Source organism: Rhizobium sp. BK418, from assembly GCF_004341105.1.
Lineage (GTDB): Bacteria > Pseudomonadota > Alphaproteobacteria > Rhizobiales > Rhizobiaceae > Rhizobium.
On the sequence record NZ_SLZK01000002.1, the window covers coordinates 239,146 to 262,928 of the forward strand.

Here is a 23,783-nt window from a genome sequence, read left to right on the forward strand (position 1 = left end):
CCGGAAGTCCGGCATCTTACTTGATGCGCGGAAGCTGTTCCCACTGGTGGTATGGCGGCGGCGACGGCAGCTGCCATTCGAGGGTCGTCGCACCCTCACCCCACGGGTTGTCACCGGCAATGCGCTTCCTGGCGAAAGCTTCCCAGACACCGACGAGGAAGATGATCACGCCGAGGAACGAGATGTAGGAGCCGACCGACGAGACATAGTTCCAGCCGGCAAATGCATCCGGATAGTCGATATAGCGGCGCGGCATGCCGGCGAGGCCAAGGAAATGCTGCGGGAAGAACACCAGGTTCACACCGATGAACATGACCCAGAAGTGCAGCTTGCCGAGGAACTCGCTGTACATGTAGCCGGTCATCTTCGGGAACCAGTAGTACCAGGCAGCAAAGATGGCGAAGACGGCGCCGAGCGACAGAACGTAATGGAAGTGCGCCACGACGTAGTAGGTGTCATGCAGCGAGCGGTCGAGGCCGGCGTTTGCAAGCTGGACACCCGTCACGCCACCGACGGTGAACAGGAAGATGAAGCCGATCGCCCAGATCATCGGCGTGCGGAAGGTGATCGAGCCACCCCACATCGTTGCGATCCAGGAGAAGATCTTCACACCCGTCGGAACGGCGATGACCATCGTCGCGAAGACGAAGTAGCGCTGTGCGTCGAGCGACAGGCCGACCGTGTACATGTGGTGGGCCCAGACGACGAAGCCGACGGCGCCGATGGCGACCATGGCGTAGGCCATGCCGAGATAACCGAAGACCGGCTTCTTCGAGAAAGTCGAGACGATGTGGCTGATGATGCCGAAGCCCGGCAGGATCAGGATGTAAACTTCCGGGTGACCGAAGAACCAGAACAGGTGCTGGTAGAGGATCGGGTCACCGCCGCCTTCCGGGGCAAAGAAGGCCGTACCGAAGTTACGGTCGGTGAGCAGCATGGTGATAGCGCCAGCCAGAACCGGCAGCGACAGCAGCAGCAGGAAGGCAGTGATCAGCACGGCCCAGGCAAAAAGCGGCATCTTGTGCAGCGTCATGCCCGGAGCGCGCATGTTAAGGATCGTGGTGATGAAGTTGATCGCACCGAGGATCGAAGACGCGCCGGCAATGTGGAGCGCGAAGATCGCAAGGTCGACTGCCGGACCGGGCTGGCCGACAACTGCATAGGGCGGGTACATTGTCCAGCCACCGCCGGTACCATATGCACCGGCCGGGCCTTCGACGAACATCGAGATGACCAGCAGCAGGAAGGCGGGAACGATCAGCCAGAAAGAGATGTTGTTCAGACGCGGGAAAGCCATGTCCGGCGCGCCGATCATGATCGGCACCATCCAATTGGCGAAACCGCCGATCATCGCCGGCATGACCATGAAGAAGATCATGATCAGCGCGTGAGCGGTGGTGAAGACGTTGAACATGTGCTTGGCGCCATCGATCGCAGCATCGCCTTCGAAGCCGTAGACCATTGAGGCCAGGCCGTGGAAGATCTGGATGCCCGGCTCCTGCAGCTCCATGCGCATGGCAACAGAGAGAAGGCCACCGATGATGCCGGCGAAGATCGCGAAGATCAGATAGAGCGTGCCGATGTCCTTATGGTTCGTCGAAAAGAACCAGCGGTCGGCAAAGCTCGGGGCATGCGAGTGATCGTGGTGGTCGTCATGCGCGTGGGCGTCATGAGCGTGGTGATCATGAGAATGATCGTCGTGAGCGGAAGGTCCAGCCATTGTCCCGATCCCCTATCTTACTTTGCGACGTTTTCAGCGACATCGACGGTCTTTGCAGAACCATCGGTAGCGGCGATCAGTGTCTTGTAGGCACCGGGCAAGTCGGTGGCGGCCGTGGTCAGCCACTGCTTGTACTTGTCCTCGGAGACGACGCGGATTGCGATCGGCATGAACGCATGGTCCTTGCCGCAAAGCTCGGAACACTGGCCATAGAAGAGGCCCTCGCGCTCGGCTCGGAACCAGGTCTCGTTCAGGCGGCCCGGAACGGCGTCGATCTTGATACCGAAGGACGGCATGGCGAAAGCGTGGATAACGTCGGTCGGCGCGGCAGTGACGAGAACGCGGACGGTCTTGTTGACCGGCAGGACAACTTCGTTGTCGACGGCGAGCAGGCGCGGATAGACGGAGAGATCGGTCTTGCCGGCAGCGGCGCGATCCGGGTCCTTCAGAAGGTAGGAGTCGAAGGCAACGGGCGTTTCGCCCGAACCTTCATATTCATAATTCCACTGCCACTGGGTCGCGGTCGCCTTGATGGTCACATCAGGGTTTTCCGGCAGGGTCAGCTGCGCCGTGAGCAGGTTGAAAGAGGGAACCGCGAGGAAGAGAAGCACGAGAACCGGCCCCACAGTCCAGATGACTTCGATCAGCGTGTTGTGGCTCGTCTTGGAGGGAACCGGGTTTGCGGAAGCACGGAACTTGAAGCAGACGACGATAAGAAGAACGAGAACGAACAGCGTGATCGGTACAATGAACCACAGCGTGTATTGTTCGAACCAATGAATCTCCCGCATGATCGGCGTCGCTGCCGGTTGCAGGGTAGCCTGCCACGGCATCGGCTGATCGGCATACGTGCCGGAAGCAAAAAGCAGACAGACCAGCGCGGTCAGAGCTGCAAAAGCCTTCTTTATCACCTTGTAATCTCCCTCGAGCGCTGATCTGCATCAAATCGGACACAGAATCCTTGCCATCTTCTGCGCTTCAAACCACAGTTTGGCATCCGCCGCAACAGGCAGAAGCAATTGTCTATGCGGCATTTTTGCTCCAGGGCCGCATCGTCAGCCGTGGCAAAACATTGCAAGCTTTTCATCAGCATACGAAAAACACGCTTTGGGGCCAATCCGCTCGCGGCACATTCTTTTGAGGAGGTCCTATTTCTGCCGCAGTCCCCCGGTTTTCACGGGGTGGGGCTTTTCATTTTTCGTGGGCAGCTTCACAAATAGCGGCAATGATTCGATATCCAGAGGTTTTCATGGGTTTCCGTTCCCTCGCGCGGTCATTTATTCTGACTGCAGGCATCGCGACCGCCGCGACGAGCCCCCTTTTTGCGCAGCAGCCGTCGACACCCGCGCAGTCGCGCCCTGCCGCACCGGCCCCGAAGCCCGCACCGGCACAACAGCCTGCTCCCCCCACAACGCCGAACGTCGACCAGGTCACGCCCGGCCAGACACAGCCTCAGGCTCCGGGTACGGTCCGTTCCAACCACGGCGCATGGTCCGTGGTCTGCGACAAGCCGGCCGGTGCCTCGACCGAGCAATGCGCGCTGATGCAGAACGTCATAGCCGAAGATCGGCCGGAAGTTGGCCTCTCCGTCGTCGTCCTGAAGACGGCCGACCGCAAGTCGAAGATCCTGCGCGTGCTGGCACCCCTCGGCGTGCTGCTGCCGAATGGCCTCGGCCTCAACGTCGATGGCAAGGATATCGGCCGCGCCTATTTCGTGCGCTGCTTTGCCGATGGCTGCTACGCCGAGGTCGTTCTCGAGGACGAGCTGCTCAAGACCTTCCGCAGCGGCGCGCAGGCAACCTTCATCGTCTTCCAGACACCGGAAGAAGGCATCGGCATCCCCGTCGATCTCAAGGGCTTCGCGGAAGGCTACGACGCCCTGCCCTGATGCGTCGGGGCTTGCTCACGCAATACAACAGACCTACATCGGCTATTGAGCATTCCCGCTCTTGCGGAGCAAAAAGACTATGAACACCGATCTCCTGACGCTTTTCGACGCCGATGAAGCCACCATGCGCAAGCATGTCGCCGAGGCGCTTTCCGGCGCCGATGATGGAGAGCTCTTCATCGAGCACGCGCAGGCGGAATCGCTAACCTTCGATAATGGCCGCCTCAAGGGTGGCAGCTTCAACACCGAACAGGGTTTTGGCCTGCGCGCGGTCGCCGGTGAAGCTGTCGGTTATGCGCACGCGGGCGATCTTTCCGTCTCGGCGCTGAAGCGGGCAGCCGATGCTGTCGGTGCCGTAACACGCGGCTATTCCGGCTCTTACGCGGCGGCACCCCAGGGCACGAATCGCAGGCTTTATACTGATGAAAACCCGATCGGCTCGCCAACCTTCGAGGAGAAGGTGAAGCTGCTGACGGATATCGACGCCTATCTACGCGGCAAAAACGATAAGGTGCGGCAGGTCACGGCTTCGGTCGCGGCAAGCTGGCAAGTGGTCGACATCCTGCGCGCCGATGGTCATCGCGTGAAAGACATCCGGCCGATGACTCGCATCAATATCTCCGTCATGGTTGGTGAGGGTGACCGGCAGGAAAGCGGCTCCTACGGCCAGGGCGGTCGCATCGGCTTCGGCGATTTCATTGCGGCCGGAAGCTGGCAGCATGGTGCTGATGAGGCTCTGCGTCAGGCGCTGATCAATCTCGAAGCGATCGATGCGCCGGCAGGCACGATGGATGTCGTGCTTGGCTCGGGCTGGCCGGGCGTCATGCTGCATGAGGCCGTGGGGCACGGTCTTGAGGGCGATTTCAACCGCAAGAAGACGTCCGCATTCGCGGGCCTTTTGGGCCAGATGGTGGCAGCACCGGGCGTAACCGTCGTCGACGACGGTACGATCGACAGCCGCCGCGGCTCGATCACGATCGACGACGAAGGCACGCCTTCGGCCTATAATGTGCTGATCGAAAACGGCAAGCTCGTCGGCTATATGCAAGACCGACAGAACGCCCGGCTGATGGGCATGGCGCCCACCGGCAATGGTCGCCGCCAGGGCTACGCGCATGTGCCGATGCCGCGCATGACCAATACCTATATGCTCGGCGGCGACAAGACGCCGGAAGAGATCATAGCCTCGGTGAAGAAGGGCATCTATGCCGTCTCCTTCGGCGGCGGTCAGGTGGATATCACCTCCGGCAAGTTCGTCTTCGGCTGCACCGAGGCCTATCTCATCGAAAACGGCAAGATTGGTGCGCCGATCAAGGGCGCCATGCTGATCGGCAACGGCCCGGATGCCATGAAGCGTGTTTCCATGATCGGCAACGACATGAAGCTCGACACCGGCATCGGCAATTGCGGCAAAGCGGGCCAGTGGGTACCTGTCGGCGTCGGCCAGCCGCATTTGCGCATGGATCAGGTCACCGTCGGCGGTACACAGGCCTGAGGCATGCTGTCATGGTCGAAATCGAAATCAGAACCTTTGTCCCAGACGATGCCGATAGCGTCATCTCAGTCATCCTGCCGATCCAGCGTGAGGAATTCGGCATCGACATCACCGCTGACGCACAGCCCGATCTGCGAGTCATTCCCGACTTTTATCAATCGGGCAAAGGTCAGTTCTGGGTTGCGGTGAAAGACGGTGTCATTGTCGGCACAATCGGCCTCAAAGATATCGGCAATAATCAGGCGGCACTCCGGAAGATGTTTGTAGCGACCGAGGTCAGGGGCCGCGAGCACGGCGTCGCCGCCCGGCTGCTCGAAGCCCTCTTTGCCCATGCTGGCGACGTCGGTGTGACCGATATCTTCCTCGGCACGACCGACAAGTTCGTGGCTGCGCATCGGTTTTACGAAAAGAACGGGTTTGCCGAGATTCTCGCTAAAGACCTGCCGCGCGCATTCCCCCGCATGGCTGTAGACAGCAAGTTCTATCGGCGCAAAATCGCAGCCATCTGACCAGCAGCGGATCAGGTGTCCGGCCTGAATTTCCACTTCCGTTCAATGGCCGCCGCCAAATCGATGTCGTGGCGACGGGCGAACAGCAGCACGTGGCCAAGGATGTCGGCGGTCTCGTCAGCAAGGTCGCGTTCCATCTCCTCAGGCGAGCGGCCCTTGGCGCGGCCGCGACCGGTCAGGCGGTTCCAGGCCTGGGTCAGTTCACCCATCTCCTCTTGCAGTTTCAGCAGAAACCAATCGGCATCGCGCTCGATGCCGTTGGCGGCGGCGTAGTTCGAAGATGAGGTCTCGAACTGGTCGGCGAGACGCTGCAGCATGATGTTCTCCTTTTGTTTACAAGGAGAGCGCTGATTCCCGGATATTGTCCAGAGCGGAGAGTTCAGCCCTGGTTCGGCAGGAGCATACAGTCGTAGGAGCGCTTTTTAAGGGCATCGCAGGCAGAGGTCGCGTCTTCTTTGCTCTGGAAGCCGACGAAACGGGCGCGATAGATCGTGTTGGCGCCTTTGCCGACAGCTTCGGTGTAGGGCGAGGCGGAAACCAGCGGCGCACCGGCCTCGGACTGAGCCTGCGCAAGAAGTGCGCGGGCGGCATCGGCGCTCGGGGCAGCAGAAATCTGGATCTGCCAACCGCCTGCCTTGCCAATAGGCGCTTTCGTCGCCTTGCCGGCATTCATGATCTCGTCCATTGCAGCCGGACGTTCCAGCGGGATAACGCCACCATCGGCATAACCGAGCGCCTTCGGCGCGGGTGGTGCGGCTTCATCTGCCGCACGGGGCGCACTCACCGGCATCGGAACATCGGTATTATCAGCGGCCGAGGCTACTTCGACCTGCTCCTTGGCATTCATGCTTGCGACCAGCTTGGCGCCACCGGAAGAGGATGCCCGGCCGATATAACGATCGAGGAGTGCTGCCATTTGGGCGTCGCGGCTACGAGCCGTGCGGCCGCCGAGCACCACGCCGACCACGCGACGGTTACCGTCCTTTACGGCGCTGACGATATTGAAGCCGGAGGCATTCGTATAGCCGGTCTTGATGCCGTCCATGCCCTGGTAGCGATACATGAGATTGTTGTGGCCGCGAATGGTCTGGCCGCGGAAATTGAAGCTCGCAATGGAAAAGAGGCGATATTCGCGGGGATAATTCTTCATCAGCGCCACAGCGAGCGTGGACATGTCGCGCGCCGTCGTGATCTGGCGCTTGTCCGGCAGGCCAGATGCATTGACGAAGGTGGTACGGCTCATGCCGAGCTGACGGGCCTTCTGGGTCATGAGCCTGGCGAAATTGCTTTCCGAACCGCCAAGCTTCTCACCCATGGCGGCGGCAGCGTCATTGGCAGATTTGACGATCATACCATAAACCGCCTCGCGCACGGTGATCGTTCCGCCCGGCTTCACCCCGAGCTTCGTCGGCGGGCGGGACGACGCATATTTCGACATCGTGACTAGCGTATCCCAGGTGAGCTTGCCGCGATTGAGCGCCTCGAAAGTCAGGTAGAGCGTCATCATCTTCGTGAGCGAGGCCGGATGGTTCAGCGTATCGGCGTTTTCGGACGCGAGGACTTTGCCGGTGCGAGCATCGAGGACCAAGGAAGCGCTGCCCGCGAAGGCCAGGACGGGTGCAGAAAGCGCCAGCATCGCGGTCAAAATGGCAGCCAAAAGCCTATTCATGCACTTCCCCTCACTATATCCGGCAACGCGCTGCAACCGGAGTTATGTCCCGTATTGCGACACATGCCAACAGTCTGGCGCGACTTTGCGGCAACGCCCACGTTTTTTCCAAGCTTTTGTTTTGCTTGGTTAACGACCGATAAAGAAGCCATTCTCCAGGCAGAATTCAGTAAGGTTTAACGGCGGCACTGGTAGCCTGTGTGACACGATTACAAAGCGGGGTCATGGGAAAAAATGGGGCAGTGGAAGCGGCGTCTGAAGCGCATGGCGATCGGTGGCGGGCTGGAAGCGGCATGGCTGGCGAATGCCACAGGGCTCATGAAAGAGGCCCGTGGACGCGTTGTCATCTTCACACTCCATCATGTGCGTCCTCATATTACGCGGCCGTTTAAGCCCAACCAACATCTTGAAATAACGCCGGAATTTTTGGATGCAGCGCTTCGGCAGCTGAAGCGGGACGGCTATCGGTTCGTACCGCTCGATGCCATGCCCTCCCTGTTGTCGGACCGGCAGGACGAACGTTCGTTCGCCGCCTTCTCGCTGGATGACGGGTATCGCAACAATCTCGCCCATGCCCTGCCCGTTTTCGAACGACATCAGGCGCCCTTTACCGTTTTCATCACGCAAGGATTTGCCGAGGGCTCACACAGCATCTGGTGGGAAACACTGGCGCTGCTGCTCGATAGGGAGAACAGCATCGAGTTCGACTTCGGCCGCGGGCGAGAGCGACTGGCGCTCGACACGCCAGTCCAAAAATGGGACGCCTTCGACCGGTTTGCCGAGTTTATCCACAGGCAGGACGAAAGTCGTGCCATTCTGGCGGTGGATGCGCTGGCCCGGCGCCACGGAATCGAGCCGGCAGACATTACCCGGGAATTGGTCATGGCGCCGCCGGAACTGCGCAGGCTTTCGGCAAGCCCGCTCGCCAATCTCGGCGCCCATACGATTAGCCACCGGGCGCTCGCCCGCCTGCCGCAGGCGGAAGCACGGATCGAGATGGAAATTTCGGCCGATTATGTCGAGTCGATCACTGGCATTCGTCCCCGGACAATCGCCTTTCCCTATGGCACGTCGGAGGCTGCGACGGGCCGCGAAGCAGATCTTGCGGCAGATCTCGGCTTTGCCGTTGCGGTCACAACGCAGCCTGGCTTCCCGACCGCGAGCCGCGCCACCTATATGCCGCGCATCTCGCTTAACGGCTTTTACCAGAAGCCGCGCTACGTTTCGGCGCTAGCTTCGGGCATTCCCTTGAAATTGCTTGGAAAATAGCGGATCAGGGATACATTCTCACCTTATCCCAAGCGCCTTCCGGTGTTGGGCGACGAAACTCGATACGATCGTGCAGGCGGAATTTCTGGTCCTTCCAGAACTCGATTGAGGTCGGGCGTATCCGGAAGCCGGACCAGTACGATGGGCGCGGAATCTCGCCGATCGCGTACCGCGCCGTATATTCGGCAACGGCCTTTTCCAGGGCAAAACGGCTTTCGAGCGGGCGCGACTGCTTGGAAGCCCAGGCGCCGATGCGGCTGCCGCGGGCGCGGGTCGCAAAATAGGCGTCGGCTTCGGCATCGGTCACGATTTCGACAGGACCGCGGACACGCACTTGACGGCGCAGCGTTTTCCAGTGGAAACACATGGCCGCTTTCTTCTGTCCCAAAATTTCGCGACCTTTCTGGCTCTCGAAATTCGTGTAGAAGACGAATCCGTTGATATCGAAACCCTTCAGGAGAACCATGCGGACATTGGGCAGCCCATCTTCGTCGACCGTCGCGAGGGCGACAGCATTGGGATCGTTGACTTCGGAAGCCTCCGCCTCTTTCAACCAGTCCCCGAAGAGCTTGAAGGGCTCCTCACTTTCAGTAAAGTCACTACCTGTTAACCCGTTTGCCGACATATTAATTCAAATCCCGCGGTTTATTAAGCTGACCCAGCCCTTGACGCTGGGGAAGGACACAGGGTGGAAGTCATAGCAAAGACACATCGCCATACAAAGGGTTCGCTGCGCCGCAGCCTCAGACTCTCCATCGTCGGTATCGCGATTCTGTCACTTTCCGGCTGCGTCGGCGGAGGATTCGATTTCCTGAGCTCGGCAAAGGTCGACCGCTCGGTCGCGACCGGCACCGTGCCGCAGCCTGCTCCCAGTACCGATACGCTTTCCGACGAGATGACGGTGCGCAATGCCGTCACATCCGCCGATATCCAGAAGCTCGAGGGGCAACCCCTCCCCTGGGCCAATGCCTCGACCGGCAGCGCTGGCGTCATCGAGACGATTGTCGAGAACAATGACGCCGGACAGGTCTGCCGCCAATTCCGCACGACGCGCCATTCCTATGTCGGCATCGCCAAATTTTACGGCAAGACCTGCCTTGTCGGCGGCGGCAACTGGCAGCTTCTGAGCTTCCAGCCTGAAAGCTGACCCCGTCTTTTCGCTTGTTTCGGAGAGATACGCGCCCTGACACGTCCGGGTTAACGGCCGCGCTGATTCGCCTTAATGTTTAGCGAAAGGCTAACCATTCGCGACAAAACATCGCTTATCAGCTGCAAGAAATAAGAAGTGATTAGTAACTCTCTCGCACGATCGACCGACGAGCGTGCCTTCTTCGCCTGAGCGGACCGAACGGCGCGTCATGAGTTGACATTTCGATTTCCGGGAACGGCCACGAGGAACATGTCGCCCGGATTGCGACAGCGGCGGTGCAAACAATGCGCGATCCATATAAGGTTCTGGGCGTCACGCGTGACGCGGGAGCGGATGAAATCAAGGCGGCTTGGCGTCATATGGCAAAGGCCGTGCATCCTGACCACAATCAAGGTGACCCGACGGCGACTGCGCGTTTTGCCGAGATCGGCCGCGCCTATGAGACGCTGAAGGATCCGAAGAAGCGCAACCTGTTCGACAATGCCTTGCGCATGGCCGAAGCCAAGAAGCAGGAACAAACGATCATGCAGCAGCGGCAGGCAGCCCGCGAGGCGGCTGCTCGCGCTAAGGCCGCGCAGGCGAACGCCGAGCGGGTAATGGAGGAGCTTGCGCGTGCCAACGCCTATGCGCAGAAGGCCGCCGCGGCAGGTGCCAAACAGCAGCAGGCGAGCACTACCGAAGCCGCCGAAGAAATGGTCGAACGCATCTTCGGCGCGCAGACAGCCCGCGCCGCAGGCGCCCAATCTCAGGCACAATCACAACAGCAGGCGCAGGCCAAGCCGCACACAGATGAGTCGGCCAAGCAGCCAGAACAGGAAACCACTGAATCCGAACCCGCCAAGGCTGAGGACGAACATATGGAGGCCTCCGCTGCCGGGGGCTCCAACATGTCCCTGCCGCTCAGCCTGCTCACCTCGCTTGTGCGCCGCTTCACCGGCGCCGGCCAGCCGGGTCTTGAGAAAGCTCCGGACGAGGTAGCAACCGCAACCGTGACGATCGAAGACATCATGAAGGGAAGCTGGACGACGGTTTCGCTTCCGGAAGGCCGCGAAGTAGGGTTTGCCCTGCCGGCCGGCACGACAGAGGGTCACCAGATCCGTCTCAAGGGACAGGGTTTCAAGTTGCCGGGCATGCAGCGCGGCGACGCGGTGATCAATATTCACATCGCACCCGACCCGCGTTTCACGGTCAATGGTTTCGACGTGCATGCGGTGCTGCCCTTGAACATCGAGAATGCCGTGCTCGGCACCGAGGCGCGGATCGACGGTCCGCAAGGACCGGTCAATGTAACGGTCCCGGCCTGGTCCGGCTCCGACAAGACGATCCGCATTCCTGACAAGGGTCTGCCCAATGACAACGGCGGAAAAGGCGATCTCGTCGTAGAATTGCGTATTATGTTGTGGGAAAAACCGGACGATAAAGTCACCGATCTCATGCGCAGCATGCGTGAAGGGCTATTTTTGTGAAATTTCGGTGACAATCGCACCCTTTGTTACGATCCCTAACAGTTGATGATCTTTGGCAAGCTTGAACCGATTAACGGCCTATGCCATAGGCAGGATCATCAGAATTCCTAGGGAAGCGAAATATGGCTCAAGCATCCGGCCTCATGGCAGGCAAACGCGGCGTCATCATGGGTGTCGCCAACAATCGTTCGATTGCGTGGGGTATTGCCAAGGCCATTCATGCGCAGGGCGGAGAAGTTGCATTCACCTATCAGGGCGATGCGCTGAAGAAGCGCGTGGAACCGCTGGCTGCCGAAATCGGCGCTGTCATGGTCGGCCACTGCGACGTGAGCGATGAATCCACGATCGATGCCGTCTTCGAAAATGTCGAGAAGCTGTGGGGCAAGATCGATTTCATCGTGCACGCGATCGGTTTCTCCGACAAGGACGAACTGACCGGCCGTTACGTCGATACGACGCCTGACAATTTCGCCAAGACGATGCAAATCTCCGTCTACTCCTTCACCTCGGTCGCTCGCCGCGCCGAGAAGCTGATGACGGAAGGCGGCTCGATGCTCACCCTCACCTATTACGGTGCCGAGAAGGTGATGCCGAACTATAACGTCATGGGCGTCGCAAAGGCTGCTCTCGAAGCGAGCGTCAAGTATCTCGCTGTCGACCTCGGACCAAAGAATATTCGCGTCAATGCGGTTTCGGCAGGCCCGATCAAGACGCTTGCCGCGTCAGGCATCGGCGATTTCCGCTATATCCTCAAGTGGAACGAGTACAACGCGCCGCTGCGCCGTACTGTTACCATCGAGGAAGTCGGCGATGTCGGCCTCTACCTGCTCTCCGACCTGTCACGCTCTGTCACCGGTGAAGTGCATCACGCCGACAGCGGCTATCATGTCATCGGCATGAAGGCTGTGGACGCGCCTGATATTTCCGTCATCAAGGACTGAGAGGTCCTCTCAAGCGGAGCCGATCCCCGTGCTTATCTATGTGATCAGACACGGCCAGACCGACTGGAATGCGGAGCGCCGCCTGCAGGGGCAGAAAGATATTCCGATCAATGCGATCGGCCGCGAGCAGGCAAGACAGAACGGGATCGCCCTTGCGGCGATCCTGAAGGGCGAAGACAGCAAGTTCGATTTCGTTGCGAGTCCTCTCGGGCGCACGCGCGAGACCATGGAGATCATGCGATCGGCCATGGGGCTCCCGCCCAAGGAATATCGCACCGACGAACGTCTGGTCGAAGTCTCCTTCGGCGACTGGGAAGGCTATACGCTCAAGCAGCTCAGGGTCTCGCAGACAGAGCGTGTCACGGAACGCAACATCAACAAGTGGGATTTCATTCCGCCAGGCGAGGATGCGGAAAGCTACGAGATCATGTCGTGGCGGACCGGCGCATGGCTTAATTCTGTCGACCGGCCGACGGTCTGCGTCACCCATGGCGGTGTCATCAGAAGCCTGTTTAAGATGATCTCCAACTTGCCGAAGGACGTCGCTTCCGAGGGCGAAATTCCGCAGGACCGGATTTTGAAGATCGAGACGTCGCAGAGCATGATCGGCTGGCTCTAGTCCAACCGGCCTGCCGGTGGCGACCTACTTGACGATATCGAGATCGTTGATGACACGCTTGCCATCAACCTCCGTATAGAAGATCACAACCTTGACGCCGGCCTTCAGGCCTTCGAAATCGAACTCCTCCGGCGCCTGATAGGTCTTGCCATCGTCCAGCGTCAAGACAAGATTGGTCGTGTCGACCTTCTTGATCGTTGCCTCGACATCAGCGCTCTCAGCAAAGCCGCTCATGGGCGAAAGAAAATTTGCCGTGGCCAGAAGCGTAGCAATAACGAAACGCATGTCGGCAATCCCTTTGAAACGCTGCCGTTGATATCGATTGGCCACAGATAAACTCCTGAATATGGCGAAAATTGCCCGGAAGAATGGCTTTCGGCGCCCAATTGATGAATAGGATTTTACGGATAATCAAGAGGCTCTATTCACTGTATTTTTCTCTCTATTTACGTGATTTAGCAGTCCCGAATGCGCGCAATCGTAAATTAACCCCTGCACAATAAGGTCAACGCGAATGTGGGGGTGGATGATTTGCTATTCCAGCGGAGCAACAGCAACCGGCTGCGGCGTGTTCTGAAGAATACGCGTATTTCGCTGCTTGTTTCCGCCCTCGTAGCCGTCGTCGTTATTGCCGTCGGCTTTGCACTCGACAGGGCGAATACCGATGCGCATCTGCGCGAGCTGCAAATCCGAACCGCAAACGAGACGAACCTGATCCGCGCCCGCATGATGGCGCAGATCAACATGGATATCACCGCCGTCCGCGATCTCTCCAACCTGGTTTCGCTCAGCACGCAAACGAACGACGTGGAGATAGAGCGGCAGATCAACTGGCTGCTGATCCAGAACCCGCATTTCATTCATATTGCAGTTGCGCCTGATTTCATCGTCAAGTCGGTCTATCCCGCGCAATCCGGCAAAGAGCGGATCGGCAAGGATGTGCGGGAAGTGCTGATGCAACGCATGTCGATCAACCGCAATACCGGCGACCATTCGGCCCGCTTCTACGGTCCCTTCAAAACGACGGATGCAGAAAACGCCTTTGCGATCTTCTTTCCCGTTTTCGTCAAGGAGAACGGCCAGCGCCGCGTCTGGGGCGCGGTCGAGGCGGTTATTGATCAGGACATGTTCTACGAGGCGACAGGCCTCAAGCCCGCACGCAACAGTGAAAACCAGGAGCGCTATCCACATCTCGACCATCTCTCGATCGCGGTGCGCGATATTGGGGTTCCGGATGAAACGGACGCGCCCTTCTTCGGTCCCTCCAATATCTACGAGAAGAATCCGCTCCGCCGCAGAATCAACTTCGCAGGCGGACGATGGGAACTGGCGGCGGTTCCGAACACAGGCTGGAATGCCGTCCCCGACAATCAGTCTGAACTGCGATTGATCATTGTCGCCGCGGGCTGCGTGATCATTATCCCGATCTTCTTCGCCACATTGCTGCTCGGCGAACGCAATCGCAATATTATGCAACTCGAAACGCGCGAGGCCAAGCTCCTGGAACTATCGCAGCGGCTCAATCTGGCGCTCGAATCCTCCCGGATCGGCATCTGGGAGCTGCCGGAAAACGCCACCAGCCTTTCCTGGGATGCGCGCGCATCCGCGCTTCACGGCCTCGAGGCGATCGAGGATACTCGGTCGCAGGACATGTGGCTGTCAACGATCGTGCCCGAAGACCGCGAAATCGCAGAGGTTCACGTCTTCGGCTGCAGCATCGCAGGCGAAGCCTGCGCCGCGCAATACAGAGTGATGCGGGAAGACGGCAGCATTCGTCATCTGCGTTCTGTCGGAGCCTTCTACACGGATGCCGGCGGCACCGGGAAAACGATCGGTATCGTCTGGGACGTGACAGCAGATGCACAGGTCACCAGCACACTCCGTCTCGCCAAGGAAACAAGCGAGCTCAAAAATGCCGAGTTGGAACTTGCGTTAGAAGAGCTTTCAAGCCGTGAGGCGGAGCTTTCCGAACTGTCTAGCAAGCTCGACCTAGCACTCGATTCCTATCAGTGCGGCATCTGGGAAGCCATTCTCGGCAGACCCGGCTCGATCTGGGACGAACGCATGCACGAGCTCTACGGACTCAAGCAGAGCAACGCCTTCGTGACCGAAGACGCCTGGCTCTCCTGCATCCACCCCGATGATCGCGGGCTGGCGCTCGAAAGCGCGCGGCATTTCAAACGGCTCGGGGATACCCATACACTCGTCTGCCGCGTGCCGGACGACGATGGCGGCTTCCGCTATGTACGTTCTGTCGGCAAGGTGCATCGCACGCCGACCGGCGAGATGAAGATCATCGGTATCGCCTTCGATTCGACCGAGGACGCGTTGATGACGCTACGCCTCAAGGCCGCGAAGGACGAGGCGATCGCCAAGAACATCGAACTGGAGCTTGCCAAGACCAGGATCGAGCACAATTCCCTCCACGACCCGCTGACCTCGCTCGCCAACCGCCGTAAACTCGACATCGCGCTGGAAACTCTGACGGATGCCGGTCGCAGGGAGCGACAGAAATTCGCAATCCTGCATATCGACCTCGACCGCTTCAAGGAAATCAATGACACGCTGGGTCATGCCGCCGGCGACGCGATGCTGGTGCATGCTTCACGCGTGCTTTCCAGAAATGTGCGTGACAGCGATGTCGTCGCGCGTATCGGCGGCGACGAGTTTGTCATCCTCTCCTTCGAGGTAGGCGACGAGGAGATGGCGGTGCTTGCAGGCCGCATCATTGAGGAAATGCGTCAACCGATCGACTTCCAGGGCTTCTCCTGCCGCTGCGGCGTTTCGATCGGCATCGCACTGGCGAACGGTGTTCATGTCGATGCCCGCAAAGTACTGATCAACGCCGATATCGCACTTTACCGAGCCAAGAGGCTCGGCCGTAACCGTTTCGAATTCTTCAACCAGAACCTACAGGCCGATGTCATCAACAATAAGCGCATGGCCGACGAGATTCTGGCGGGCATCGACAACGACGAGTTCACGGCCTGGTACCAGCCGCAATTCTGTGCCCGCTCGATGAAGCTGACGGGCGTCGAGGCGCTGGTGCGCTGGCGCCATCCTTCCAGGGGTCTGCTGACGCCGGACAAATTCCTGCGCATCGCCGACGAGATCAATGTCGTCCAAACGCTCGACCGCATTGTGTTGGAAACCGCGCTACGCGACAAGATGCGCTGGGCGGCACAGGGCATCTACGTGCCGAAAGTCTCCGTCAATGTCTCCGCGCGGCGCCTGCACGATGGTAGCCTGCTGGAATCATTGAACGACCTGCAGATCCGCCCCGGTGAAATTTCCTTCGAGTTGGTGGAATCTATCTTCCTCGACGAAAGCGAGGACGTGGTCTCGCAGAACCTCGAACGGATCAAGGCGCTCGGCATCGATATCGAGGTCGACGATTTCGGCACCGGCCACACGTCGATCGTCTCGCTGCTGAAACTGAAGCCGAAGCGGCTGAAGATCGACCGGCAGCTCGTGCAGCCGATCGTCGCTTCCTCGCAGGAACGCGCACTCGTCAGTTCCATCATCGAGATCGCCCGCTCGCTCGGTGTCGAGACGGTGGCCGAGGGCGTCGAGACACCTGATCATGCCGAACTGCTGCGCGAGCTCGGCTGCGATCTCCTGCAGGGTTATGCTTTCGCACGTCCTCTTTCCTTCGACGATTTCGCCATAGAAGCGCGCGGGACGGCCTGGCTGCTGGCTTCCTAAGAGCGTTCCGATTCTTCTTCGAAACGTGGAAATGCTCTTACCCTTTATTCTCCCCCAATTCCGGACGCAAAACCGCTACACATTTCTGATGGAATTGCTCTAGAGTCTCCATCGTTCGCAAATACGGGAAACACCATTTCCCCGACGGTACCGTGGGCGCAAAGAAAGGCTTTTGCCGGAACGTTTTTTTGGCCTATGAGTGTCGCGCCTTTTCGAGTAATGGCGCTGCCGGTGACGATCGGTAGCGCGTCCGGCGGGAACACATGTCGCACAATACATTCGGTCACCTCTTCCGTGTAACCACCTGGGGCGAAAGCCACGGACCGGCGCTCGGCGCCGTCGTCGATGGCTGCCCTTCGGGACTGCGCTTCAAACTTGAAGACCTGCAGGTCTGGCTCGACAAGCGCAAGCCTGGTCAGAGCCGTTTCGTTACCCAGCGGCGCGAGGACGACCTGGTGAAGGTTCTCTCCGGCGTGATGATGGACGCCGACGGCGAGACAATGATTTCGACCGGCACGCCGATTTCCATGCTGATCGAAAATACCGACCAGCGTTCCAAGGACTATGGCGAGATCGCGCGGCAATATCGTCCAGGCCATGCCGACTATACCTATGATACAAAATACGGCATCCGCGACTATCGCGGCGGCGGCCGTTCTTCCGCGCGCGAGACGGCAGCACGCGTGGCGGCCGGCGGCATTGCCCGGCTCGTCGTGCCCGGCGTGACCATCCGCGGTGCGCTCGTTCAGATTGGCAAGCACAAGATCAACCGCGCCAACTGGGACTGGGATCAAGTGGGGCAGAACCCGTTTTTCTCTCCCGATGCCGAGATCGTGCCCATCTGGGAAGACTATCTCGACGGCATCCGCAAAGCCGGCTCTTCCATCGGCGCCGTCGTCGAAGTGGTTGCCGAAGGTGTTCCAGCCGGACTTGGTGCGCCGATCTATGGCAAACTCGATCAGGATATCGCCTCGCTGCTGATGTCGATCAACGCCGTCAAGGGTGTCGAGATCGGCAACGGTTTTGCCGCCGCCGAGACCAGCGGCGAGGACAATGCCGACGAGATGCGCATGGGCAATGACGGCAAGCCGATCTTCCTGTCCAACAATGCCGGCGGCATTCTCGGCGGCATTTCGACCGGCCAGCCGGTCGTCGCCCGTTTTGCGGTCAAGCCCACCTCTTCCATTCTCACCGAACGGCAATCGATCGACGCCGACGGCAACAATGTCGATATCCGCACCAAGGGCCGCCATGACCCCTGCGTCGGCATCCGTGCCGTGCCGATCGGCGAGGCGATGATCGCTTGCGCCATTGCCGACCATTATCTTCGCGACCGCGGCCAGACCGGCCGGCTGAAATAGGACCGACTCCATGCCTTATGACCAGAAACGCGTCGTCGACGCCATCAGGGCTTTCGAAGCCGGCGAGATCGTCGTCGTCATGGACGACAATGACCGTGAAAACGAAGGCGACCTGATCGTCGCCGCCGTGCATGCGACACCCGAAAAGATGGCCTTCATCGTACGCCACACATCTGGCATCGTCTGCGCGCCGATGCCGAAGGAAGAGGCCAAGCGGCTGAACCTCAACGCCATGGTGGCGGAAAACGATTCTGCCCATACGACGGCCTTCACGGTTTCCGTCGATTTCAAACACGGCACGACGACGGGCATCTCCGCCGACGACCGGACGCTGACAGTACGCAATCTAGCGAACCCCAATGTCGGTGCTGCCGATTTCGTTCGCCCCGGCCACATCTTTCCGCTCGTTGCCCGCGAAGGCGGCGTACTGATGCGCTCCGGCCATACGGAAGCGGCCGTTGATCTCTGCAAGCTTGCCGGCCTGCCGCCAATCGGCGTCATCTGCGAACTTGTCAATGACGACGGTACGGTGACGCGCGGCCCGCAGGTGGTGGATTTTGCCGAAAAGCACGGGCTGAAGCTCGTCTCCGTCGCCGATCTCATTGCCTATCGCCAGCGCAAGGAAACACTGATCGAACTCGGCTCGAGCTTCGATATCGAAACACCGTTCGGCAAAGCCAAGGCGCATGCCTATTCCCTGCCCTGGGATCCCATGCAGCATCTCGCCGTCGTCTTCGGCGATATCCGGGATGGCATCGATATTCCTGTGCGCTTGCATCCGGAAAACGTTGCCGACGATCTGTTCGGCAAGCGCAAGCCGGTCGATTTCTACATGCAGAAGATCGCCGAACATGGTCGCGGCATCATCGTCTATCTGCGCGAAGGCTCCGTTGGAGTCGGTCATTACGACAATGGCCGAAAGGCGCGCAGCCAGGGCCGCGAGGCCCATGCCGAGGCGCAGACGCGCGATAATGAGTGGCTGGAAATCGGCCTCGGTGCGCAGATCCTCAAGGATCTCGGCGTCAGTTCGATCAAGCTGATGACCAGCCGCGAGCGGCACTATGTCGGCCTGGAAGGATTCGGCATCAAGATTTCCAAGACGGAAATCTGCTGATTATCTCTTCTCCCCACCGGGAGGAGAGCTTAGCCTCTCCAGCCGTCCAGATAGACGACCTGCTCGACGCCGGCGAAACGCGCAAGGCGTTCGAGCTCCGCTTCCAGTTTTTCGATCCGACCGGCAGACGCCTTCACACGCGGCTCCAACCATAGCCGCTTCACGTCCAAGGTGCCCTTTTTCCGATCGGCTTTCATGTCAATACGACCAATGAGCCTGTCGCCCTCCAGCAGCGGAAAAACATAATAGCCATATTCGCGCTTCGGTTCCGGCACGAAGACCTCAATGCGATAGAAGAAGCCAAAAAGTCGCTCTGTCCGGTTTCTGTCGCGGATCATCGGATCAAATGGGCTAAGCACCCGGATTCGCTGTGGCGCCTCCGGATAAGTATCTATCGTGCCAAGGAAATCGGCTGATGCCCATGAAGAGCGTGGCTTGCCGTCGAGTGCCGGTGCGATCAGCACTTCGACCAGTTCGTCCCGATGTTCAGCCACCCACGCCTTGACTTCGTCCGGCGAGAGCAGATCCCAGAAGGCGGCGATTTCGCCGTGAGTGGCAAAGCCGAGACGGGTGAGCGCGCTGCGGCAGGCCCAGTCGACAAATTCCTCGCGGCTCACTTCTTGGGCGTGGAACTCGGCAGGAATGACGCGTTCGACGAGGTCATATATCTTCTGGAAATTGGAGCGGCCGGCGATAGCGAATTTGCCGGTGCGCCAGAAATATTCGAGTGCCGTCTTGTTCGGATGCCAGTTCCACCAACCGCCGGAAACATGGCCGTCCGCCTTCATGTCGCGCGCCAGGATCGCACCGTCCTTCACGACCCGCTCATAGGTTTCTTCGAAGGAGGCCTCGAAGCCCTCCCCCCGCCATTTGCGCCAACGCTCGACGATCGCCACCTCCTCGTCGCGGAACTTGTGTTTCCAATATTTGAAGAAGGCGCTCGGCAGGATGGAGGCATCATGCGTCCAATGCTCGAAGAGCGTGCCGTCCTTTTCCAGAAGCGCCGTCAGATGTTCGCGCCGATAGGTCTGGTTGCGGGAAAACAGGATCTGATGGTGGGCGCGCTCCACCGTCTGAATGCTGTCCACCTGCACGAAACCCAGATCATGAATGAGCTGCAGCAGGCCGGCCTTGGTCAGCGCGCGGTTCGGTGGAGCACTCAGCCCCTGTTTGGCGAGGAAAACACGGCGGGCGTCGGCATTGGAGAGAAGATTCGTCATGTGAACATCATAGCGCGGAAAATCTTCCTAGCTACCCGCCAGCATATTCCGGGCGATTTGATTTTGATCCTTTATCGCATGGCCGTCGCCTTATAGAAGCAAGAGCTCTAAGCAAGGGGACCACATTGAATATTCGCTTCGACAGCGCAGGCGCCAGTTTCGGAACGAGGGTCGCAGTCGAACCGCTGACGCTCTCGCTCATGGAAAAGCGTCTCGGGGTCATCGGCCTTAACGGTTCAGGCAAGACGACCTTCGCGCGGATGATCAACGGGCTCATGAAACCCACCACGGGCAAGGTCGTGGTCAACGGGCGTAATACGCTCGAGGAGAAAACAACGCTTGCCGATGTCGGCTTCATTTTCCAGTCGCCGCAGAACCAGATCATCCTGCCGATCGTCAAAGACGATATCGCCTTCGGGCTCAAAGGCCGCGGCTTTACGAAGGCGGAGATCGAACGCAAGGTCGAGCTGGTTCTTGCCCGCTTCAGCGCCGAAAACCTAGCAGATCGCCGGGCGCACGAGCTATCGGGTGGCGAGCTGCAAATCGCTGCCCTCTGCTCAGTGCTGGTAACCGGCCCGAATATCCTGATCCTCGACGAACCGACAAACCAGCTGGATCTGCGCAACCGAGCGCTGGTCCAGAAGACTATCGACGGGCTCGAAGAAAACGTCGTCGTCATCACCCATGATCTGGAGCTGATCGCCGGTTTCGAGCGGGTGCTGCTGTTTCACGAAGGCAGACTGGCGGCTGACGCCCCCGCGGCAGAGGCGATCGCCCGCTACAGGGAGCTCGCCAGCTGATGCAATCGCTCTATGTCGAAGGCAATAGCGCCCTGTACCGGCTTTCGCCGCGAGTAAAGATCCTTTCGCTTTTCCTGCTCGGTCTCGTGCTCTTCGTTGGAGACTATCTCCCACTGCTCGCCATCGTTACGCTGCTGGCGGCGCTGGTCTATCGCAGCACTGGCCTGTCGCTGAAGGAATCGCTCGTCCGGCTCAGGCCGATCTTCCTGACGATCGTGATCGTGGCGCTCTTCACCCTCATCGTCAATCCGTGGCACGCCGCCCTTGCGACACTGCTGAGGCTGACGGCGCTGATGCTGTTTGCCGCCGCCGTGACCGCGACCACGACGATCACACAATTCATGGATGAGATAACGGCGCTTGCCGGGCCTCTGGAACGAACGGGCTGGGTGAAGGCCGACGATATTGGCTTGGCGGTTGGTCTCGTGCTGCGCTTCGTGCCCGAGATAATCGCCCGATACCATGCAATCAGCGAAGCACATGCGGCACGCGGACTGAGGGTGCGGCCGGCGACGATCCTCGCCCCGCTCATCATTTTGACTCTCAAGGATGCGGATAATATTGCCGCAGCGATTGACGCGCGCGGCATTCGGCGGCATGTCAATTAACGATTTGTTGAACTGGAGCTCCCGATGAGCACGCGCGACCTCGTTCTTGCCGCCCTCTTCGCCGCTATTATCGTGGCGCTCGGCGTGCTGCCGCCCATCTATCTCGGCTTCATTCCGGTGCCGATCACAGCGCAATCGCTCGGGGTGATGATGGCTGGCGTTGTGCTCGGCGCAAGGCGCGCCACGGTTGCCGTACTGATCGTGCTGGTGCTCGTTGCCATGACCTTGCCCGTGCTTTCCGGCGGCCGCGGCGGATTTGCGGCCTTCGTCGCACCGACCTCAGGCTTCCTGTTCGGCTGGGTCTTTGCTGCTTTCGTCACCGGCTTTCTCAGCGAGCGGCTGGTCAATGCCGGCCAATCCGGCCTGGTGCAGACGGTGAGCTTCTTCCTTGCCGCCTTGATCGGCGGTATCGTCGTGCTCTATGCCTTCGGCATCATTTATCTCGCCTTTGCCGCCAATATCGGCCTGAAGCAGGCCTTTATCGGCAGCATGGCCTTCATTCCGGGCGATGTCGTCAAGGCTGTCGTCGCAGCGCTCGTCGGCCGGGCCGTCATGGTCGGCTATCCGCTGCTGCCGGCCCGCCTCTAGAGCAATTTCTGTGGTGATGTGCCGCTGCTGATTTAACAAGCCCATACGGATTCCCAAAAGGACCCATCAGGAATGATCCGAGTCTTACGGGACATCACTTCGGATCGCTGAAATGTTCTAGGACCGACTGGCGCCAGCTCTGTGCATGTTTGCGCGCCGCGGCTTCGGTGGGGCAAAAAGCGGCTGGCCGATCGCTTCGAGCACCGTCTGGCGCAGAATTTTCTGACACCGCCGCGATGGCGACCAAAATCGGTGGCTCGACTGAGGCGCTTCACTGAGGATCAACGGTCACCGAACACCCTCGCGGCAGACAGACTTCCTCCAATCCTGCCACCAGGCACGCATCACTGGGCTGGGCTCCTCGATAGCCGGATTTTAGCCGAATATTCAGGTTGCGCGGGTAGCCTGGGGAAATCATTCCCAGTCGGAGTATTGACGGTGAGCTTGGCAAGCCTTGACGAGGTCGAAAGGCAGTTGAAGCGCGGCTTCCCTCTCCTGCGCTTTTCGCCTGAAATCGAAACCCTGTTTCTCAGGCAGTACGCGGCAGAGCGTGCGAGGCTTATCATAATCTGGTGTCTGATTGGCCTGCTAATCTACGACCTGGTCTATTTCGGCGACAGCGCCATGGTCCCGGACGTGTTGCCGGAGCTGATCGTCGTTCGATTCGCGATATTCACGCCCTTCGTGTTCGGCTGCATATTTGCCGTCCGCCGCTGGCCGAACGCGCGCTTTTACGACAGTCTGACGGTCATGGCAGCCGTGCTCAGCGTGACTTTGCCGATGATCCCGGCCATGAAAAGCACGAGCCAGTACCTTTTCGTCTACCAGACCTACAATTCCGCTGCGTTTCTCTACTTCGTCATCTCCCTCCGGCCGCGGTTTCGGGCGGTGTTGACGGGGCTTACGCTGACATCCGCATCGCATTTCACGACCACGTATCTTACCGGCGCTTTCGACCAGGTTGCCTATTTCGGCATCGTTACCGTTTATTCGATGTTGTCGATCTTCCTGGCGGTCAGCGCCTATTTCCTGGAAAAATCGGACCGAAAGAACTTTCTCAACCAGTTGCGGGCCAGTCTTCTCTATCGGCAACTCGAGGAAAAAGCGGAACGCGATGAGTTGACGGGGCTATTGAACCGGCGGTCGCTGGCGCGGATCAGCGACGATCTTTGGAATGGCACGACACGCCAGGTGGCTGTCTCTGCCATTCTCCTCGATATCGACCATTTCAAGCGGTTCAATGACGTGCATGGCCATATAGAGGGCGATGCCTGCATTCGCGCCGTGTCGCAATGCATCCGCGATTCAGTCGATCCGACATCGTTTGTATTCCGTTTTGGCGGCGAAGAAATGCTGGTGCTTTTGACGGGACTTGAACCTGCTCAAGTCCTGGCGACGGCAGAGAGGATCCGCGCTGCGATCGAAGGTCTTCGCATTCAGCACCGCGGGCTTGGTGATGGCTGGGTGACGGCGAGCCTTGGCATTGCATCGGCGGTACCGGCGGAGATCCCCCTCGAAAAGTTGCTGCAGAAGGCCGACGAAGCGCTCTATGACGCAAAACGCCAGGGCCGGAACACTGTCGCCGTCGCCAGCCGGCTGGAGCCGCGCGTGGCGTAGAGCCCGTGAGCACTTCCCGTCTCGTTGCCAAATACTGATCCTGA

The 23,783-nt window shown here is 59.4% G+C and carries 22 protein-coding genes; 15 read left to right on the forward strand and 7 right to left on the reverse strand.

All coding sequences use genetic code 11. From position 1 onward, the window contains the following. Nucleotides 1-16: 16 nt before the first annotated feature. Nucleotides 17-1,720, reverse strand: a complete 1,704-nt coding sequence (ctaD, locus tag EV281_RS07225) for a cytochrome c oxidase subunit I (RefSeq protein ID WP_132652321.1) — start codon at nt 1,718-1,720, stop codon at nt 17-19. 17 nt (nt 1,721-1,737) lie between these two features. Further along, nucleotides 1,738-2,631 carry a cytochrome c oxidase subunit II gene (gene coxB, locus EV281_RS07230; RefSeq protein WP_132652323.1) on the reverse strand — a complete coding sequence of 298 codons (894 nt, stop codon included), beginning with the start codon at nt 2,629-2,631 and terminating at the stop codon, nt 1,738-1,740. A 314-nt stretch (nt 2,632-2,945) separates the two neighbouring features. Here coxB and EV281_RS07235 point away from each other — a divergent pair, with 314 nt between their 5' ends. From EV281_RS07235 to EV281_RS07245, 3 genes are all read left to right on the forward strand, one after another. Next, nucleotides 2,946-3,608 carry an invasion associated locus B family protein gene (locus EV281_RS07235; RefSeq protein WP_184327216.1) on the forward strand — a complete coding sequence of 221 codons (663 nt, stop codon included), beginning with the start codon at nt 2,946-2,948 and terminating at the stop codon, nt 3,606-3,608. Nucleotides 3,609-3,687: 79 nt separating this feature from the next. After that, nucleotides 3,688-5,103: a metalloprotease TldD gene (gene tldD / locus EV281_RS07240; protein WP_132652327.1), complete on the forward strand. Its 1,416-nt coding sequence runs from the start codon at nt 3,688-3,690 to the stop codon at nt 5,101-5,103. An 11-nt stretch (nt 5,104-5,114) separates the two neighbouring features. After that, a complete protein-coding gene (locus tag EV281_RS07245; protein WP_132652329.1) occupies nt 5,115-5,612 on the forward strand; it encodes a GNAT family N-acetyltransferase in 498 nt (165 codons plus the stop codon). Between the two features lie 11 nt (nt 5,613-5,623). On the opposite strand, the gene EV281_RS07250 is transcribed toward EV281_RS07245, so the two are convergent. Continuing rightward, entirely contained in the window at nt 5,624-5,929 is a 306-nt protein-coding gene (locus tag EV281_RS07250) for a MazG nucleotide pyrophosphohydrolase domain-containing protein (RefSeq protein WP_132652330.1), read from the reverse strand. Between the two features lie 62 nt (nt 5,930-5,991). After that, nucleotides 5,992-7,281, reverse strand: a complete 1,290-nt coding sequence (locus EV281_RS07255) for a D-alanyl-D-alanine carboxypeptidase family protein (protein WP_132652332.1) — start codon at nt 7,279-7,281, stop codon at nt 5,992-5,994. Between the two features lie 234 nt (nt 7,282-7,515). Between EV281_RS07255 and EV281_RS07260 the strand changes: the two genes are divergently transcribed. Further along, nucleotides 7,516-8,550 carry a polysaccharide deacetylase family protein gene (locus tag EV281_RS07260; protein WP_132652334.1) on the forward strand — a complete coding sequence of 345 codons (1,035 nt, stop codon included), beginning with the start codon at nt 7,516-7,518 and terminating at the stop codon, nt 8,548-8,550. Between the two features lie 4 nt (nt 8,551-8,554). Here EV281_RS07260 and pdxH read toward each other — a convergent pair whose 3' ends face one another. Further along, nucleotides 8,555-9,175 carry a pyridoxamine 5'-phosphate oxidase gene (gene pdxH, locus EV281_RS07265; protein WP_132652335.1) on the reverse strand — a complete coding sequence of 207 codons (621 nt, stop codon included), beginning with the start codon at nt 9,173-9,175 and terminating at the stop codon, nt 8,555-8,557. Nucleotides 9,176-9,238: 63 nt separating this feature from the next. On the opposite strand from pdxH, the gene EV281_RS07270 reads away from it, so the two are divergent. The 4 genes from EV281_RS07270 to EV281_RS07285 all read left to right on the forward strand — a co-directional run bounded on the left by EV281_RS07270 (nt 9,239) and on the right by EV281_RS07285 (nt 12,726). Beyond that, nucleotides 9,239-9,697 carry an RT0821/Lpp0805 family surface protein gene (locus EV281_RS07270; RefSeq protein ID WP_132652337.1) on the forward strand — a complete coding sequence of 153 codons (459 nt, stop codon included), beginning with the start codon at nt 9,239-9,241 and terminating at the stop codon, nt 9,695-9,697. Between the two features lie 287 nt (nt 9,698-9,984). Then, entirely contained in the window at nt 9,985-11,166 is a 1,182-nt protein-coding gene (locus tag EV281_RS07275) for a DnaJ C-terminal domain-containing protein (RefSeq protein ID WP_132652339.1), read from the forward strand. Nucleotides 11,167-11,288: 122 nt separating this feature from the next. After that, complete coding sequence (fabI, locus tag EV281_RS07280) at nt 11,289-12,107, forward strand: enoyl-ACP reductase FabI (protein WP_112573377.1); 819 nt, start codon at nt 11,289-11,291, stop codon at nt 12,105-12,107. Between the two features lie 28 nt (nt 12,108-12,135). Then, nucleotides 12,136-12,726: a histidine phosphatase family protein gene (locus EV281_RS07285; protein WP_132652341.1), complete on the forward strand. Its 591-nt coding sequence runs from the start codon at nt 12,136-12,138 to the stop codon at nt 12,724-12,726. Nucleotides 12,727-12,750: 24 nt separating this feature from the next. Here the strand turns inward: EV281_RS07285 and EV281_RS07290 are convergent, their stop codons facing one another. After that, nucleotides 12,751-13,011, reverse strand: coding sequence for a DUF1344 domain-containing protein (locus tag EV281_RS07290; protein WP_132652343.1), 261 nt, complete (start codon nt 13,009-13,011; stop codon nt 12,751-12,753). Nucleotides 13,012-13,257: 246 nt separating this feature from the next. On the opposite strand from EV281_RS07290, the gene EV281_RS07295 reads away from it, so the two are divergent. The 3 genes from EV281_RS07295 to ribB all read left to right on the forward strand — a co-directional run bounded on the left by EV281_RS07295 (nt 13,258) and on the right by ribB (nt 18,906). Beyond that, nucleotides 13,258-16,431 carry an EAL domain-containing protein gene (locus tag EV281_RS07295; protein ID WP_132653206.1) on the forward strand — a complete coding sequence of 1,058 codons (3,174 nt, stop codon included), beginning with the start codon at nt 13,258-13,260 and terminating at the stop codon, nt 16,429-16,431. A gap of 263 nt (nt 16,432-16,694) precedes the next feature. Next, nucleotides 16,695-17,792, forward strand: coding sequence for a chorismate synthase (gene aroC, locus EV281_RS07300; RefSeq protein WP_132652345.1), 1,098 nt, complete (start codon nt 16,695-16,697; stop codon nt 17,790-17,792). Nucleotides 17,793-17,802: 10 nt separating this feature from the next. Then, nucleotides 17,803-18,906 (forward strand): 3,4-dihydroxy-2-butanone-4-phosphate synthase, encoded by a 1,104-nt coding sequence (ribB, locus tag EV281_RS07305; RefSeq protein ID WP_132652347.1) that lies wholly within the window; start codon nt 17,803-17,805, stop codon nt 18,904-18,906. A gap of 29 nt (nt 18,907-18,935) precedes the next feature. On the opposite strand, the gene EV281_RS07310 is transcribed toward ribB, so the two are convergent. Further along, on the reverse strand, nt 18,936-20,126 hold the full coding sequence (locus tag EV281_RS07310) for a winged helix-turn-helix domain-containing protein (protein ID WP_132652348.1): 1,191 nt from the start codon (nt 20,124-20,126) through the stop codon (nt 18,936-18,938). Between the two features lie 125 nt (nt 20,127-20,251). Here EV281_RS07310 and EV281_RS07315 point away from each other — a divergent pair, with 125 nt between their 5' ends. The 4 genes from EV281_RS07315 (at nt 20,252) to EV281_RS07330 (ending at nt 23,739) form a co-directional block, all read left to right on the forward strand. Then, nucleotides 20,252-20,926, forward strand: a complete 675-nt coding sequence (locus EV281_RS07315; protein ID WP_132652350.1) for an ABC transporter ATP-binding protein — start codon at nt 20,252-20,254, stop codon at nt 20,924-20,926. Next, nucleotides 20,926-21,534 (forward strand): CbiQ family ECF transporter T component, encoded by a 609-nt coding sequence (locus tag EV281_RS07320; protein WP_132652352.1) that lies wholly within the window; start codon nt 20,926-20,928, stop codon nt 21,532-21,534. The genes EV281_RS07315 and EV281_RS07320 overlap by 1 nt, the downstream gene beginning before the upstream one ends. A 24-nt stretch (nt 21,535-21,558) precedes the next feature. Further along, the gene (locus EV281_RS07325; protein WP_132652354.1) at nt 21,559-22,122 is read left to right on the forward strand and encodes a biotin transporter BioY; all 564 of its coding nucleotides are present in this window, start codon (nt 21,559-21,561) and stop codon (nt 22,120-22,122) included. A 438-nt stretch (nt 22,123-22,560) separates the two neighbouring features. After that, a complete protein-coding gene (locus EV281_RS07330; protein WP_132652356.1) occupies nt 22,561-23,739 on the forward strand; it encodes a GGDEF domain-containing protein in 1,179 nt (392 codons plus the stop codon). The last annotated feature ends 44 nt before the right edge of the window (nt 23,740-23,783 follow it).